This is a genomic window from Candidatus Gracilibacteria bacterium (genome assembly GCA_041658685.1).
In the GTDB taxonomy this organism is placed as follows: domain Bacteria; phylum Patescibacteriota; class Gracilibacteria; order UBA1369; family UBA12473; genus JBAZZS01.
Genome location: JBAZZS010000001.1, coordinates 115,253 through 131,582, shown reverse-complemented (window position 1 = coordinate 131,582; position 16,330 = coordinate 115,253). Strand labels below are relative to the sequence as shown.

Genomic DNA, 16,330 nt, shown 5'->3' with positions numbered 1-16,330 from the left:
GGGGAAAATTACTAATGTCCAACCCATAATCAAAAATTAAGAAAATGTCAAAAAAGCTGCTGCATAAAAAGTCTGCACGTGCACGGATTTTACGTCTATTTATGGCTTATTTAAGCCATTTCGATACTCAAAAAAGCTACGACACGGTTATGGAAGGAAAATACGGGGGAAAGGAAAAAATCAATTCCCACTCGCGTACGTCCCAACTTCCACCCCGGTGTAGTAGTATTTTAAAATTTCCACATACGTTTTGCCTGCATTGGCGGCGGCAGTGGCGCCGCATCCGCTCAAACCCACCCCGTGCCCGCTGAAACTCGTTGACGTGGTGCATAACGGGTCCGGAACGCTCACCAAATACGGCGTGTCGGTCCAACCCCACACCTCTTGGGCGCTCTTGGTCGCAGTTCCGTCCGTGCTACTGAAATAAGGCGTTTTTACGAGAATCCCATTGTACGTCACGACCCGGCCTTGCGTGTTGGTCACAGCCTCCACCCAATGCGGAGCGCGGATTTCATACCCGTAGCCGAGGTATTTTTGAAACACATCCGGATCGTCGTTGGCTTGATACGGTTTGCCGGGGAATTTCTGATCTTTTTCAATGTAATATTGCGCATAGGTTCGGGCGATCACCGCCATGGCTTTTTGTTTTTCCACGGGCTCACTTTCCGTGCTTTCCCCCACGCCGCGCAGATAATATTTCATGGAGAGTTCGTTGATCGCGATCAACTTTGATTCGTCGCTGTCGTATCGAATTTCCAACGTATCTCGGAATTGATTGTCATTGAGACTCGCGTTCCATGATGGATGATTTTCGTAATTTTCAATTTTCAAAATAGTGGTTGAATTTTTCGCTATAAATTGCGGATAATCGTCATCCACCCATGTTTGCGCATTGCTCACCATCTGATAATTTCCCTCCGAATAACGCACCTCCACTTCATCGCCGGACTCGAGTTCGAGAAATGATTTTCCACCCACATAAACCTCAAACGGGCCGTTGGCTGTGATCACGGGATTGCCGTCTTCGGCGGGATCAAAACTCAATTTAACGCGAATATCTTGCGAGTCCAAAGCCACATCCCCTCCGGAGGCCACGACCGTGAATTGGAATTTGATATTTTTACTCATGAGATTTTGCTTATTGAGGCGCGGGACCAAATAAACAAAATAAGTGCCGGGTTTGGTGGGAGCGGTGATCGAGAACGTGATGTCCCCGGTTGAGCCGGGAGCCACGGTATTTTTTTTCAACGCGGGCTTGGTCACACCGATGGAAGAATGATGAATTTTACCAACACTGAACTGGGCCGAAGTCCATGTCTGGGCTCCGCTGTTTTCGAGTGTGATCCAAATTTCTTTGGTTTCTCCGGGCGTAAAAATCGTATCCTCGCTCATGGCCTTGACCGTGGCCTGTGTGCCCGAGCTGTACACCGCAACGTTAAAGCTGATGGCATTGCCTTTAAGTCCCCCCACGCCTTCCATGACAGGGACTAGGGTTTCCGTGTAGGTGCCTCCGGTGAAGGGCGCTTTGAGTGAAAGCTTGAATGTTCCGGTTTTCCCGGGTTCGACAACGTCTTCCACCAAAGTTGCGAATTGAGTTTTATTTGCGCCGCTCAAAAAAGAACTCTTTCGACTCTCATTTGAATCCGTGGCCAAAACCATCGGATAACTTCCTTCACGCGTCCAATTCACATTTCCCGTATTTTTGATCGTCACGGTGCCGGTAAAAATTTCCCCGGTTTTTACGCGCGTTTTTGAAAGCGTTACTTTCGCCCCATCGTACGATAAAATCGGTGTCTCGACATACACGGGCAAATTCAAATAATGGCCGGTCTTGGTTTTTCCGTTAAAAATCGGAGTGAGTTTAAAATTTTGAAATCCGCCATTCATCAAAGCCTGCGCCTGAATTTTAAATGTAGCGATTTCTCCCGGGGCCACACTTTTTTCTTGAATCGTGGCAATGCTGAGCGAACCGGTCTTTTCTTTTTTAAGGCGTACCAAGGCTTCGGCGCTCGGGTTTTGATTCGCGATCAAATACGTATTGCTCGTCCATGTCTCGGTGCCAATATTTTTCACTTGCAAGGTCAGGGTGGTTTCCTGTTCCGGCTCCAATGCAAAAGGATCGTAATCATTACTATTGGCAAAGGCGTAAGGGCTGGAGGAAGTGGTGTCGATCAACCCCGTTTCCGTGTTGTCCATGTCCGCGGCCATCACTTCTCTCAAAACCGGAATGACGGCATATAAATTCGCTCCCGGACACAAAGTGCTCGCCACATCGCGATGCCCCAACACATTGGCAATCACTTTTCCGTGGAACTTCGAATACCCGTCCACATCGATGTTGTAAACATCGGCTTTAGCCTCAATCAAGCGACTCAAGGCCTCAAGGTCCTGGTAGGAAATTTCATCGTTTTCATAATTACCGATCACGGAAATCCCGATCGTCCCGGTGTTATAGCCTCGCGCATGACCTCCAACCACACCGTCTCCACCGTAACGTCCTTCATAAATTTTTCCGTTCGCAATGATGTAATTGTACCCGATGTCGCCCCATCCGCGGCGCACGGCATGATAATAATAAATGGCTCGAATCGTGGCTTCGGGATCATCGGTGAGACTGCCTGCGGTATGATGAATCACTATTTTTTTCACGTTTTTTGAATATTCGAGAGGCCAATACAAGGTGCTGCCATCGCCCCCTTTGGTCACGGTTTTTGAAATCGCAAAATCTTCGGGATAAAGCTCTTCGATGGTGGGCTCATCTCCGTTGCGATCGGTTTCCGTGGACGTGGCTTCCGTACCGATATCTTCTTCGGTCACCGGGGTTTCGGGGTCTGCTTCTCCATAAAAACTACTGAGACGCCAGGATTCGTCCGCGCCCCATTCTTCTCGAGTGATGATGTCGAGAGTGTCGTTGGCAAAAGTTAAACGCGGGGCCGAGGGAGTGGCGGATGAGGTTGCAGATTGAGTGGAAGTTTCAGGATTCGGATTTTTTGAAACCGTTGAAGTGGCATCAATATAATGAAACTGAATGTTTTGAACTTGCGGGGCCGTGGACCCATCACTCCTTAATGTCACTCGATATTGAAGCGCTTTGGATCGTTCAATTGTTAATAAAATCGTGGCCGGAGTTATTTTTTCTGCATTCAGGGTTCCATAATCGATTTCGTCTGAAGAGAGCGGTTGCCACAAAGTCCATGTGCCGGATTCTTTTTGAAAGCGCAATTCAATGGTGATCGCAGTATTTTGAGGGTTAAATTCGTCCCAATCCACTTCCACGGCATCAAACGGAAAATCTGCGGTCAAAATCGGAGACAAAAACGTGGTTGTTTTTTCATAAGCGGGCGCAACGCCATCGAGTGAGGCGGTGGGTAAAATGTCGGCATTGAGATTCGTTTCCCCATACAGAGTTCCGGCGCGCACTCCCCCGTTCTCAAATTCAGGGACCACGGGAAGGGAAGGCAAAGAAAAGCTTCCCCATCCTTCTACAACAGGGACGAGCAACATCAATAAGGTGAAGAGTGCGAGTTTGGGTTTGAGGGAATTCATGGGGAGAAATTTAATAGGTCACCCGTTCGACAGGCTCAGGGTGACATTGCTTGTGTCATGGTGAGCTTGCCGAACCATACCTTCAGGCACAACCTTTATAACAACTTTTAAATCTATTTATTATACCGGATTTGACATCTTTTTACCATCTCATCTCGTGTGGTTTTATAATTTAAATTGACGGGAGCTCATCCTATGGTTCTTTAGGGTTTTCGTGATAAAAAAAATAGGGTATTTTAAAATAGACCTTTAATAAAAATTCCTAACCCCAAACTTATGGCTCATGTTTTTAACGACAGTAACTTCGATCAGGAAGTTTTAAAATCTCAACTCCCTGTTTTAGTGGATTTTTGGGCAACCTGGTGCGGTCCGTGCCAAATGCAAGGTCCGATTGTGGAAAAACTCGCCACCGAGTTTGAAGGCAAAGTTAAAATTGGCAAAATGGACGTGGATCAAGCCAATAAAACCGCTTCTCAATTCCGCATCATGAGCATCCCCACCATGATTGTCTTCAAAAACGGCCAACCCGTGACTCAAAAAGTCGGGTTTCAATCCGAAGCCAATTTGCGCGAAATGCTAAATGAACTTTTAAAATAATTTTTGCGCGCTTTCGAATGATTGCTCGGCTTCTTGTTTTGTCATGCCTTTGAGAGTTTTGAGATCACGATCCGTGAGTGGCGTGCCTTCTTTTTTACGTTGAAGTTGAAAGGATTCAATTTCTTTTGAGGTGAGGAGAATGCGTTTTTTGGCACGAACGAGATTGGCCGGAGTGGGGGCCGCGAATTTGATGTAACTTTTGCACGAGGGGCAATCCACGCGGATGAGTCCGGATTCTTTTAAGTAGCCAAGAAGGCCGGAGGAAGTGCGTTTGCATCGTTGGCAAAGGTAGTGATCGGAGGAGCTTGGGCTGTTGGTTGAAGACGCGGATTTGGCAACAATGGATGATGTTGATCTGTACTCGCCGCCCCGGGGAGGCTTTTTTGCTCTCGCGATTTTCCCCGCTTCGCTCACTGCCAGCACATCGCATCGCTCATTCATGGGGTTGTTGGCATGGCCTTTTACCCACTCAATTTTCACTTTTAAGCCCTCACGCGCTTCATCCAATTGAGCCCACAAATCTTGGTTGGTTTTTCGCTTCCAGCCTTCGTTTAGAGTTTTAACAAGCAAGGTTGAATCCGAAAACAGCTCGATTGAAGGCCACGGTTTCGAATGATTTTTTTTAACCCAACGCAAGGCCTCGACCATGGCTTTGATTTCCATGCGATTGTTGGTGGACTCGGATTCGCCACCTTTGATTTCCACTTTTTTTGCCCCAATTTTAATAATGGCCGCCCACCCGCCTGGGCCGGGATTTCCGAGACAACTGCCGTCGGTGTGGATAGTGATCATAAATTAAAAAGTGAAAACTTGAGACATATAAACTACGGAACGATGTTGAATTCTAAAAATTTTCACATAAAACCCTTCAATACGAAAAATCACCCGATAATCTCCCACTCTTAACTTTCGATATCCTCGAAGAGATCGTCTCAATGGTTTTCCAAATTGCTCGGGATGGGTGGTTAATTTTTCTTCAATGGCTTCCCGTATACGGACTTTCATCATTTTGCTCAATTTCGGGATATCCTCTCGAACCACGGCTTCGGCATATTGAATTTTAAAAATCATTTCCAAGCTTTTTTATGGGAAACAAATTTGGTAGCCCGGGTATCTCGTTGTTCCGCCAATTGATTCCATATGTCGTCTTCTTCGATTTCAATGGCGATTTGAATCAATTGAACCGCTTTTGTTGCCTGAGGAAGATCGTCTCGCTTGGCAAGCCTAACTAAAATGGATTCCATTTCGTCGGGAAGGCAGAGATTTAATCTTTTCTTTTGGGTAGGCATTGTTCTTAAATTAAGGATAGAGACATCCAAAGTGTACCAAAGGTGTATCACCTTCGTCAAGTCTTTTTACTTCTCCAGCGTATCCCTAAAATACCATTTGATGTAGTCCCAATTCCCGTCACGAGGAGAAAGTGTGTAGACCGCATATTGGATGGTGCAGGGGGTGGTTGCGTCTGTTGCTGTGCCGGCCTCCGGTTGGGCTGTGCCGTCAGGGGATATTGGGGAGGGAGCGACAACGGTGGCAGGCACTCCACTTTCCCCACAGGAATCCGTTCTTAACGAGGTCACAAAATTCACCGGCACTTGTACGCTGGCCAACACATTGGCGGTGCTCAAAACATTTCCTTTTTTAATCGTGAAATCTTTGAATCGGAAAAAATAACTCAACACATCGGAGACTCCCAAATTGGTCTCGGTTTCATCGAGGCAAGTTTTGATGAGTTTCGCAAAAGTCGTGGCATCGCCCAAGCCCAACGTCTCCGCCTTGTCCTTAAGCGCGGAAAGAATAAGTTGCTGTCGTTCGGCGCGAGAATAATCCGAAGTCGAGTGTCGCGAACGCGCAATTCTCAGCGCCTGAACCCCTGTGAAATGGTAGTCCCCGGCCGCATAATAAAGCGTGCTTTCCACCCCATTTTCATACACATGATACGTGGGGTCGATGAGGTCCTCGGCGAGCGTCACGTCCACTCCCCCGACCAAATCCACCAAATCAATAAACACATACATGTCCACCAAAATATACTGACTCACCGAGTAACCGGTGATGTCGGAAATCTCGCGCAAGAGCTCGCCCATGCCGTACGTGGCGTACACGCTGTTGATTTTGCGATTGTTGTAGTAAAGGTCGCGCGGGATGCTGACCATGGTCACGGTCTGTTGTGTAGGATCGATGTGCGTAAAAATCATGGTGTCCACATTGGAGCCGTGTTTTCCCATGACTAAAATATTAATGGCTGTGTCCGTGGCTCCGGGCAGATTGGCCAAGGCCTCGGCTGTGGGCAATGTGAATTCCACACTCTCCGCAATCAACACGTCTTTTAAAAGAGAGCCGGTTTCCTGTCCCGGCTCTTTTAGTTTGAGTTCTCCTGTGGTCTTGTCGATGTAAAGGATTCTAAAGATCTCCGGCCCCTCCAGGATAGTGTATTCGATCGTTTTTTCGGTTTCCGTGGGGTCAAAAGTGAAGGTAAATCCGTATTTTTGAAGCAACGCGTTAAAGCCTTCGTCGTTGCGCAGACTCTCGATCGCGGCTTTTGTGTCTTCAATGGATTTATCGAATTCGGTTCGAGCATCGAGTGCGGTGAGTAAGGGAAGAATATTGGGAGCAAAAATACTTTGATCTTCTACCATGGTGAACGGTTCGAGTTTATCCGAATTCAATTCATCAAAAGAAACGTCTTGCCCAAAAGCAGGGTCTCCCTTTTCAGCCGCCCAAATCATTCCGGTTTCTTTATCTAAAACGATCTCCACAAGTGCGACTCCATCTTTTCGTAAAATTTGATGCACAAAATGATACGTGGTTTCTTGTTCACTCCCGATGGTGAGTCCTTTTTCCGTCAAAATTGCTTGGATTTCCGTGTTGGTTGTGAGCTCGGTGTAAATGACTTCACGCGAGGTATCGATAGCGTCGACCCAAGCTTTTGTATCCTCTACGTTGTCCAATAAAGTTTTAAATTCCTGTTTAAAAGTTTCAAAGTCCCCTTTCCCGTCTTCCGTGCTCCATTCGAGCAACGTTCCTTTATAACTCGTCACCGCGATGTCGCCATTTTCCAGGATTCCAATGGTAAAGATCACGCGCCCCTCCGCGTCGGCAAGGTGCGTGCTCACGCCATTGCGAAGGTAAAGGCCTTTGCTTTCAAAATATGCAATATTTTCCGTGGCGTTGAAGTAGGCCTCAAGATCGGTTTTTGTTTTTTCATATAAAGCTTGTGTCGCTTCCTCTTCCCCGAGCTTTTCAATCACATTAAAAATCTCGACGGTCGGATCTGCGGCTTCAACCGTCTCCGTATCTTCCGTATCCTCGCCGACATCTTCACTCGTCAAAAAGCTGGTCACGTATTCCTTGGCCGGAAGTCCCAATACTTGCCTTGTTTCATTCAATCCGTCTCCGAGCGTAGTGAGTGAAGTTTGAATCCGCCCCATTTCATCAATGAGCGTGGCGTTGTTGGAATCCAGACGGTTGAGCGTGAACGCCATCCCCGCATTTCCCAGAAACTGCACCACTGCCAAAATCGTGAGCGCTAACACAAAATACGGCATTTTTGCCGTTACTTTTTCCAACAATTTTAAACGTTTGAGAGGATTTTTTTTCATAAAACCAACCGGTTCAATGCCAATACGTTATCAAAACGCATTCGAAAATTAAAGAGGAAAGCTACAATCGTTCGTATTCCACAAACCGGAACTGTGACCCTTTTTCTTCGTAAATTTCGGACTCTTTTATGCGTTTAAAACGATCAAGCGAGATCGACGGAAAAGAGGTGTCGCAATCAAAAGTACTTAAAATTTCCGTGATGTAGAGATGGTTGCAGGCGGGATGCTCGATGGCCATGCGGTACACGCTGGCTCCGCCCACCACAAAACAATTTTCCGCTTTGAGGTTTTTGGCTTTGACAAGCGCGTCATCCAACGAAGACGCCACGACCACTCCTTCCGGGACTTTAAAATCGCGATCTCGCGTGAGCACTATATTGAGGCGGCCCGGAAAGGGGCGATATTTTTCGGGAATGGAGGCCCAGGTGTTGCGCCCCATAATCACCGCGTTTTTAGCCTGAGGATTTTGTGTGGTTTTTGTGATACGCGCAAAGTATTGGAGGTCTTTTGAAAAATGCCACGGGAGCTGGTTGTTTTTGCCAATCCCGAGGTTTTTGTCGATGGCTACGATGATGGAGAAGGATTTTTTCAAACCGCAATCTTAAATTTTATAAAAGGATCCGGGTTGTAATTTTCGATTTTGAAATCTTCAAATTTGTATTCGTGGAATGGTTTTTTATTCATTTTTAAGGTCGGAAGCGGTTTGGGTGTGCGCTTGAGTTGTTCTTTCATGCCTTCCACATGATTTAAATAAATGTGCGCGTCGCCGATGGTGTGGGTAAAAATTCCGGGAACCAAATGACACTCCCCCGCCATCATGTGCATGAGCGTGGCATAACTCGCGATGTTGAACGGAACGCCGAGCGCGATGTCGGCACTGCGTTGATACAATTGGCAATCCAATCGACCGTTCACCACATAAAATTGGAAAAGAAGATGACACGGCGGCAAAGCCATGCGCGGGACATCGGCCACATTCCAGGCGCTGACAATGATACGGCGGGACGTGGGATCTTTTTTGATCATGCGAATCGCCTCTTCGATTTGGTCCACGTGCGATTTTTCATATTTTTTCGTTTTTTCGTCCCACGTGAATTTATCCCATTTTCGCCATTGATAGCCATAAATCGGCCCGAGCTCGCCGGTGGCATCGGCCCAGGGATTCCAAATCGGAGTGTGCTGTTTGAGGTCATCGTTCACGTTGGTGGAGCCGTGAAGGAACCACAACAATTCATACAACACGGCATCGTAGAGGACTTTTTTGGTGGTGAGCATCGGAAATCCTTTGCGCAAATCGTATTTTCGTTGAATTCCAAAAATCGAAATCGTGCCGGTTCCGGTCCGATCTTTTCGTTCTTCACCGTTTTCGAGAACTTCACGCACGAGGCTGAGGTATTGTTCCATGGCTGTATCATAAAGGTTGTGCGCGGTCTTATGGAAGCGTTAATATGTTGACAGGATTTTATTTTAGTATAAGTTTGCCCCCTGTATTCGCGTAATATTTTTTAATGGCTGAAAAATTCTACTTAGGAGATTGGATAACCGATACTGCTGATAAAGTTTGGAAACCCATTGCATTAGGGGTATTTCTCGGTGGAGGAATCCTGTTGAGTTATCGAGAATGGGGCCATCAAGAAGATTTTCTTAATGCTATAGCCCATGGCTCACTTCAAGAGGCTTCAGAAAGAATGTTAACCATTATTGAAGCGGCTCCTTATGAAAAAATCGAAGCTGTCTCCGCGCTTAATGATAGTTCTACCCGTAAGCTTAATTTAGGCCAAACGTCGCTTTTTTGCATCCAAAACAAGCCAGGAACCAACGGAGAATGCAATCTCCATACCCCCGACTCCACTTTTTCCTTTTCTTATCGACTTAAAGAGGAAGGAACACCGCAAATCGCTTATCTTTCTCTCGATGAAAACGACCGACAATTAACCATGAAATTCCCTGAAGGAGATCCCATCATTTTTGATGTTCGAACCACAGTTCAAAAAGTTTTTACGGCGCTCGAAGATCAACAAAAAGAAGGCTATTTTTCTCTCCAGACTCCTCTTCCTTTGCCCACTGAATCCGAGACAGCGGCCCATTAATGGATTTTTTCTTGAAATTAGTCCGATTCTTCCCTAAAATACGGAGGCTTCTTCTTATGCGGGTGTCGTATAATGGCTATTACCGCAGGTTTCCAACCTGCTGACAGGGGTTCGATTCCCCTCACCCGCTCCACAGGCACGCAGCGAAGCGCAGTGCCCTATTTTAAAAACTCGTTTCGCGCCAGCGAAACTCCGCTCTAGGCTATTTTACAGGTTAAAAAATCAGCGACCCGTGAATGGGATCGAACCGGTTTTTGCGTAAAAAGGCACTAATGATCCATCAAAGTCAGTTGAACCATCCGCATGCGAGTGGCCAAGGCTCGATCCGCAATTTCACTAGGGGCACCAGAAAGAATTCCTTGAGCCATCAGAGAAAATATATTTGTAACAAAGGCCCATTCTTGTTGATTCAAAAATGTTTCATCTTTACGCAAATCCCCAATGGCTTTTATTAAATCCTGCAAAGAATAAATAAAATAATTTCTATGCGTATCTTCTCCTCCATTAGGTGAAAGATTCGTTTCAGTGCTTATGATTGAAAAAATCAATTGAAACGCCGCAATAAGTAATTTTCTTTCACAGCCCTCAACTTCCAATTGATCACACAAATCAACCCCGGGTGGCCTACGGTAACAATGAAGCATTAATCTTTTTTGGGCGGGATGATACATGTAGTCCCCACTTCTAAAAGAGGCCTTCATCACCATTTTAGCAAGCAATGCGGTCCGAATTTGATGTTTTAAAACTTCACTTCGAATTTCGTCGGAATCTTCGATTTTTAACTGTTTCCCCTCTCTCCCCTGATTAAGACCATTCAACCTCACAAATCTATCAATATTATCCCCACAAAAATTAAAGCTGGAATCTCGATAAAATAAATTTGCTTCAAAATAACCCTCGCAATATTCACTCACCCAAGCGTAAGGACCCGCTTTTGTCTCCCGAGCGCCATAATGCCTTGGGAAAGTTGCGGTTTCATCTGCTTCTCTTGAAAGAGGGTCTTTTACCCCCTTTGATTCAGCTTCCAATTGTCGGAATTTTGCAATCCATTCATGATCAACCTTAACCATTTCATTTAAAATGGGATGACGAGATACTCCCACCACTAAAGACACTTTCCTTGTTTTATCGCCAATCGTAACAAGGACAACCACCTTAAAAATCGCTTGTTGGCCGCCAAATTGTATAAGAGTTAAAGAATAATCCCCCAGTGTAAATGCTCCGGAATCTACTGCCTGAACTTTATTGAGTTCACCTATCACGGCGGTTTTTAGCATTTGGCCGGAATCCGCCTCCAACAATTCTTCTGCGGCTTGGAAACAAGTTTCCAATGTATAACCTCCTTCAAATTGACATTCAATTTCCCATCTATGTTTATCGGCATCGAATGGAACATCCGGGAGAACTCTAGCCGCTCCCGCCCGAATAGGGTAGCCTACGCCTGCATGCTCCGGATCTCGTGTCAATCGTTGAGCCATAAATAAGGAAAATTATTAATAAGAATTTGGCCGGGCGCAATGATGTCGCCCGGCCGTGATGTGTCTCCGAAAGAATAGTCACCGAGAAAAACCAACCAAGGGGCGACCCAACCGTTTCCGGTCGGGCCACCCCACCACTTTTACTACTCAACCCCGTGCGGGGGCACCGCGTTTCAACGCCTTTTGCTCGTCGCAAGTGTTGACAGAACCCGAAGGCCCCATCAACACAAACACATGGGAGTGATCAGCGAAGCTGATATCACCACGTGTAGCACCCCCGGTAATGGGGGGTGCCTAGCTTTCTTCTTCTTCGAGCTTGGCGAGGATGAACTTGGCACCGGCCGCGAGCTGGTCGACGTCCTTGACCTTCTCGGCGGGAGAGAGCAACGTGAAGCACTGGATGCGCTCGACGCGCACCGGCTTGCGGAACCACTGACCCGCGGCCCAGGTCGCGTTGGCGAAGAGCATGGCCGTGGTCAGCTCCACTCCCTCGAGACGGCGCTCGGCCATGTCCTCGAGGACGGCCTTGACGGTGTCCTCAGACGGCTCGTCGCTCTCCTCGCGGATCGCGGCGAGGCCGATGCTGGCGTTGATGGTCGCGTAGAGGCCGGCGAGGTTGATGGGAACATCTCCGGAATCAGCGCCGAAATCGACCGTGTGGTACTTGCCGCCCTCGTATGCGCGGCTGAAGTTGTTGGCGGCCTCGACGGCGGTGGTCTGGCTGCTGAGCAGCGCGGTGAACAGGGGGAACAGTTTCATCTTCGTGTCCTTCTACTCATGGCATTGCCATCGACCTCCCAAGGAAAACCCCCAGGAGAATGGCAACCCGTCGGTAATATTTCTCAGTTTTCGACCGACGGCCCCAATTTATCAATGTTGATAGACTCGAGCCGCCGGTCCACTATCTTTCAAAGAACATTTATACCTATAAGTCACAAAGAATGTGTGGCCGCTTGCTTTAACACAAGAGCCAAATAGGCATAATTACCTTTCCCAAAATAGGAAAGGACAGTAATTCTTAATATAATTTGCCGAAATTGTCAATTCATAGCGATTGACTCCTGATGTTAATTCTTTTGAAATACTCATTTAGGCTGACGGCTGCGGAGGGGCAACCATTTCCTCTAAATTCTTTTCCAAATCATCAATACCGGAAACCCTAATTCTGCTCGTTTTGGCCAATTGTAAAAATTGATAAAAATAATCTCGATATAGCTTTTGATCCACCCCTTGAGTCGTTGTTTCATCAGGAGGGACCGCTTCTCCAAAACCTTTTTTAATGATCGCGCTTCTATACTCCTCCGGGACTTGCGTCTTTAAAATATTTATCATCTCTCGATCCAACTCATCCCGATGCTCGGGCTGGCTCAACAACTCCCATTGATTAAAATGAGCCAATACCGTGATCATAAAATCGGTAAACATGCCTGTATCTCGCGTTAAAATAAGCGGCACATTATTTTTCATGGCTGCAATGGATTCAACGATCGTGAATAGTCCCCCGTTTCCCACCACAAGAACTCGGGGTGCGCCTTCTGCCAGACGTTGATAAATCAATTCCATGTATTCCACATGATCAAAATAAGGGGCGGTTCTTCGCACCGGGCCATGCCAATCCCAACCTGCGGCGCACGGAGTCAAAATCGATTTAAAAGGAATCATGGCGTAGGGCTCGTACACTTTTTGGCCCAGTTCACTTTCTTCCGAATGCGTCTTGAGCCAAGGATTCCCCGGATAATAAGTCTCTCCTCCGGGGGAAACCGCAAAACACTCGGCTCTTTGCGATTTAGGAAGATGACTAAATTCTCTTTGATATTCAAGAAAAGCCTTGGACATATCTGCGCCAAACCCGGACTGCGTTCCCGGAGGGGCCACATTGGCTCCACAATTATGAGCGACCCTTACAATGGCGCGGGCCATTTTTAAACTGGGAGTTTCTTGCGTCTCATCGTATCCCGTTCCTTTGCACCCTCCTGCAAAAGAAATCAACGGTCGCCCCGAAATTAAATCCAAGGCGCGAATCGCTTTAGATTCCATGGCAAAAGGGATACTTCGGTCTCCGGCATGAACCACCCAAGTCTTTTCCCCGCACCTCGCCAAGTCTTTATCAAAACTCCACTCTTTAAACACTTCCGGAGGGAATTGTTCCATAAAATGTTCGTCGAAAACAACCTCCTCTCGTTGAATATCGACGGATAAACTATCCAAGACCTGCTTAGGATCTTGAGCGGAAAACAAGCGCCCCGCATAAAGACGATCCAACCGTTCACAACATGCGATGTGTCGTTTGGCAATAGCGCCAGCCTCTGTCGGGCTTGCTTGTAAAAATTCCCTATAGAGTTGATTCACTTCCGAATAATCCCCCGGGAATTCCGTTAAAATCACAGCGTTCAAATCGAGCATCAATTTAGCGATTTCCTGAAAATTTACTTTCTTTACGTCATAATCAAATGAAATACTCTCCCAACTTAGCCACTTTAATTGTTGATGAAAATGCCCATACGTCATGACAAATCCTTCCAAGCGCTCATAGTCTCCTCTCTCAAGTTTTGGCAGCGTTTCAAAAGTCAACCGTTCCTCCTGATTCAAATGTTTATCCGGGGAGAGAAGAATTCTTACAATTTTCCCTCCATCAACCACTTCTAAAAAATGGTGACGAAGTCCTCCGCTGGATTTCCCAAAATCTCCCCGAAAAACTAAAAATTGGCTCTCCGGAGAATTGGATGGCACGCCTCGCGCTAAAACCGCTCCAACCATTTGTGCCACATCATAAAATTTCGGATCCAACAAAATACGACGACGAACCTCGTAACTATCTTTTGCGGTTCTTGAAAGTCGATGAGAAGAACGGGCCTCCATCCCTTCTTTAATTTGTAAAGGCAGGCCCACCAACCCTTTGCCTATTGTTACTTCTTGCGAAATAGCACTTTGCACCGCTTCGGCGATTTCCAAAACTTGAACGATTCGATGTCTGCGACCTCCTGTTCCTTCTAACCCCTCTGCTTCGGATAAAAAATAATCTAAAACAGATCGAGGGATACGCTTCCCCTGATGAACTATGGCTTGCGGGACATGTGAATTTGAAGGGGACGAGGCTAATAATGCGCAAATTTCAGCGTGATCCCACCCGGGGCAAGCCGAATCTTCCATGCAACGTTGTGTCATATATCCTATGGCATTTTCAAAAGAAAAACTTTTGCGACGTCCTGTATCACACGCGAATGCAAATTCAACAGTTTTTTTATGATCCCATCGTTCCAAAGCCAATACATCATTATTCCCTTGGGCCTGTCTCAATCGAATTTCAATGGCATCTTCTTCCGGGATCCACTGCTTTTCAACGAGATAATTCCACAATTCATTTGTAACATAAGCAAAAGGGATGTGGGCGTGCAACGATCCCTCCTCTGCCTCTGTCCCGGGTAAATCAATGCGCAATCCTTCGATATCAATGGTCACTTGCTGACGACTTGCATCTTTGATAGATTCTGCGGCGCCGCTCAAAAATAAATGTTTTAGAAATTGAGAACGGGCATGCAGAACGCGTTGCTCATGATAAATCGGGCCGGTGCCGCACAATGTTTCTTGAGGTTCTCCTTGTTGTTGGGCAGGCCTTAATGAGGTGTTATGAAATCTTACCAAATTCTCAAAGGGAACTTTTTTGAAAGCGCTCGTTGTGTAAGGAAATTCCGGGATGTGACCCAAGGTATCTAACATCGCCCAGCCCAATTCTTTAGGAGCTTGGCGGAACAAAGGCCCTACCAAATTCATCCATCGGTCCATCGGCGCACTGACGGCGCCTGGTTTTGGAATTTTTATCTTTCGAGCAGAAGCGACTTGCATCAAATCTCGAGGAAAAACAGACTCGGGTGATTCTTCAAGTTTTTGCAAACTTTTCTTTAATTCATCGAGGCGTTTTTTTTGAGTTTCCATATCCTTCCCTCTAACACAATCTTTGGTACGATCAATGGCGCTCAATAAATTTTTCCGTTCATTGGCGTTCAAAGAACTTAAAACTCTTATCGAAACATCGTATTCCGGCAAACCCACTAAATTTCCTTCCCGTAAAAAACGAGGTAATGCAGTGCCGATTTTAGATGGAACGGCTCCCATTCTCAACCATCCTTCTAAAAATTGACCCGGATTTTTCCGAAGAGTTTCAACCGCACCATTGCCCCATTGTTGAGTTCGCGCCGCTTGCATTCGACAGACCAAATGTTCTTGTAACACTCGCTCATAAAGCGCTTCGGGCGATTGGCTTAATGTTTTAAGCTCCTCTGATAATGGAGGTTTTGCAATATCCGCTGCCATCATCCGACGACCCGATCCGATACCACGAATAAAATCCTCAAAACGTATTTTTTCTTCTAAAAACTCCGTCACAATCATTCCCGGGAGCGCATAACCGATAAAGGGTTCAACCCCATTTAATTCTCGTCGTATTTCTCGTCCGGTCTGTCCCTGCAAATGATGAAAAAGTTCTATTTTTGACATCAAATCATCCAAAACAGGCGCACATGCCTCTTCTCCTCCCAGGGAATGCTCAATCCTTTCTTTCAAAGCAATGGCCGTGAGTCCGGTGGCTCCTTCTTGATGGGTTAAAAAATCAGCGAGCACCGGAATTAGGGCTCGGACATAAGAAGGCCATTCAACCCTTTCGATACGTTCTCTAAAAGAATTCGCATTGAGCGGGCTCTCCGCCGTTTCATTTAGATGGCTTAGAATAAAATCCCATGGGTCCCTCTCTCCTATTTCTGCCATTAATTCTCGGCCCAATGCTTCATCGGGATCCATTGCTGCAGATCCTTCATTGGGCTGAGGGGCTGTTTTTTTAGTGTCAGCGTCATTTGGTATTGGAGGAGGTAAATCGGGCATAATGGGGCTAAATTAATCTTTTTATTATACCTTAAAATGGGCTCAAAAACAACCTAGAACCCGAGTCCATTCCCGTCTTCTTTTCCCCTATGGAAAAAAACGGTTGTTTTTGTTATTGTTTTTAGGTCGATTGGCCTCGCTCCGG

General features: G+C 46.4%; 11 protein-coding genes and 1 tRNA gene. 3 read left to right on the top strand and 9 right to left on the bottom strand.

Annotation, left to right across the window (positions count from 1 at the left end):
- Positions 1-147: 147 nt before the first annotated feature.
- A complete protein-coding gene (locus tag WC882_00485) occupies positions 148-3,546 on the bottom strand; it encodes an N-acetylmuramoyl-L-alanine amidase (protein MFA5842146.1) in 3,399 nt (1,132 codons plus the stop codon).
- 276 nt (positions 3,547-3,822) lie between these two features.
- On the opposite strand from WC882_00485, the gene trxA reads away from it, so the two are divergent.
- On the top strand, positions 3,823-4,143 hold the full coding sequence (gene trxA, locus WC882_00480) for a thioredoxin (protein MFA5842145.1): 321 nt from the start codon (positions 3,823-3,825) through the stop codon (positions 4,141-4,143).
- On the opposite strand, the gene WC882_00475 is transcribed toward trxA, so the two are convergent.
- From WC882_00475 to WC882_00455, 5 genes are all read right to left on the bottom strand, one after another.
- Positions 4,135-4,935: a ribonuclease H gene (locus WC882_00475; GenBank protein MFA5842144.1), complete on the bottom strand. Its 801-nt coding sequence runs from the start codon at positions 4,933-4,935 to the stop codon at positions 4,135-4,137. The genes trxA and WC882_00475 overlap by 9 nt on opposite strands.
- Positions 4,936-4,938: 3 nt before the next feature.
- Positions 4,939-5,214 carry a type II toxin-antitoxin system RelE/ParE family toxin gene (locus tag WC882_00470; GenBank protein ID MFA5842143.1) on the bottom strand — a complete coding sequence of 92 codons (276 nt, stop codon included), beginning with the start codon at positions 5,212-5,214 and terminating at the stop codon, positions 4,939-4,941.
- Between the two features lie 284 nt (positions 5,215-5,498).
- Complete coding sequence (locus WC882_00465; GenBank protein ID MFA5842142.1) at positions 5,499-7,742, bottom strand: LCP family protein; 2,244 nt, start codon at positions 7,740-7,742, stop codon at positions 5,499-5,501.
- Between the two features lie 61 nt (positions 7,743-7,803).
- On the bottom strand, positions 7,804-8,334 hold the full coding sequence (locus WC882_00460; protein MFA5842141.1) for a dihydrofolate reductase: 531 nt from the start codon (positions 8,332-8,334) through the stop codon (positions 7,804-7,806).
- Complete coding sequence (locus WC882_00455; GenBank protein ID MFA5842140.1) at positions 8,307-9,146, bottom strand: thymidylate synthase; 840 nt, start codon at positions 9,144-9,146, stop codon at positions 8,307-8,309. Before WC882_00455 ends, WC882_00460 begins: the two co-directional genes overlap by 28 nt.
- A gap of 104 nt (positions 9,147-9,250) precedes the next feature.
- Here WC882_00455 and WC882_00450 point away from each other — a divergent pair, with 104 nt between their 5' ends.
- On the top strand, positions 9,251-9,832 hold the full coding sequence (locus WC882_00450) for a hypothetical protein (protein MFA5842139.1): 582 nt from the start codon (positions 9,251-9,253) through the stop codon (positions 9,830-9,832).
- Between the two features lie 58 nt (positions 9,833-9,890).
- Positions 9,891-9,965, top strand: a tRNA-Gly gene (locus WC882_00445).
- Between the two features lie 136 nt (positions 9,966-10,101).
- Here WC882_00445 and WC882_00440 read toward each other — a convergent pair.
- The 3 genes from WC882_00440 to WC882_00430 all read right to left on the bottom strand — a co-directional run bounded on the left by WC882_00440 (position 10,102) and on the right by WC882_00430 (position 16,185).
- A complete protein-coding gene (locus WC882_00440) occupies positions 10,102-11,310 on the bottom strand; it encodes a hypothetical protein (protein ID MFA5842138.1) in 1,209 nt (402 codons plus the stop codon).
- A 294-nt stretch (positions 11,311-11,604) separates the two neighbouring features.
- Entirely contained in the window at positions 11,605-12,069 is a 465-nt protein-coding gene (locus tag WC882_00435; GenBank protein MFA5842137.1) for a hypothetical protein, read from the bottom strand.
- Positions 12,070-12,399: 330 nt separating this feature from the next.
- The gene (locus tag WC882_00430; protein MFA5842136.1) at positions 12,400-16,185 is read right to left on the bottom strand and encodes a hypothetical protein; all 3,786 of its coding nucleotides are present in this window, start codon (positions 16,183-16,185) and stop codon (positions 12,400-12,402) included.
- Positions 16,186-16,330 lie beyond the last annotated feature (145 nt).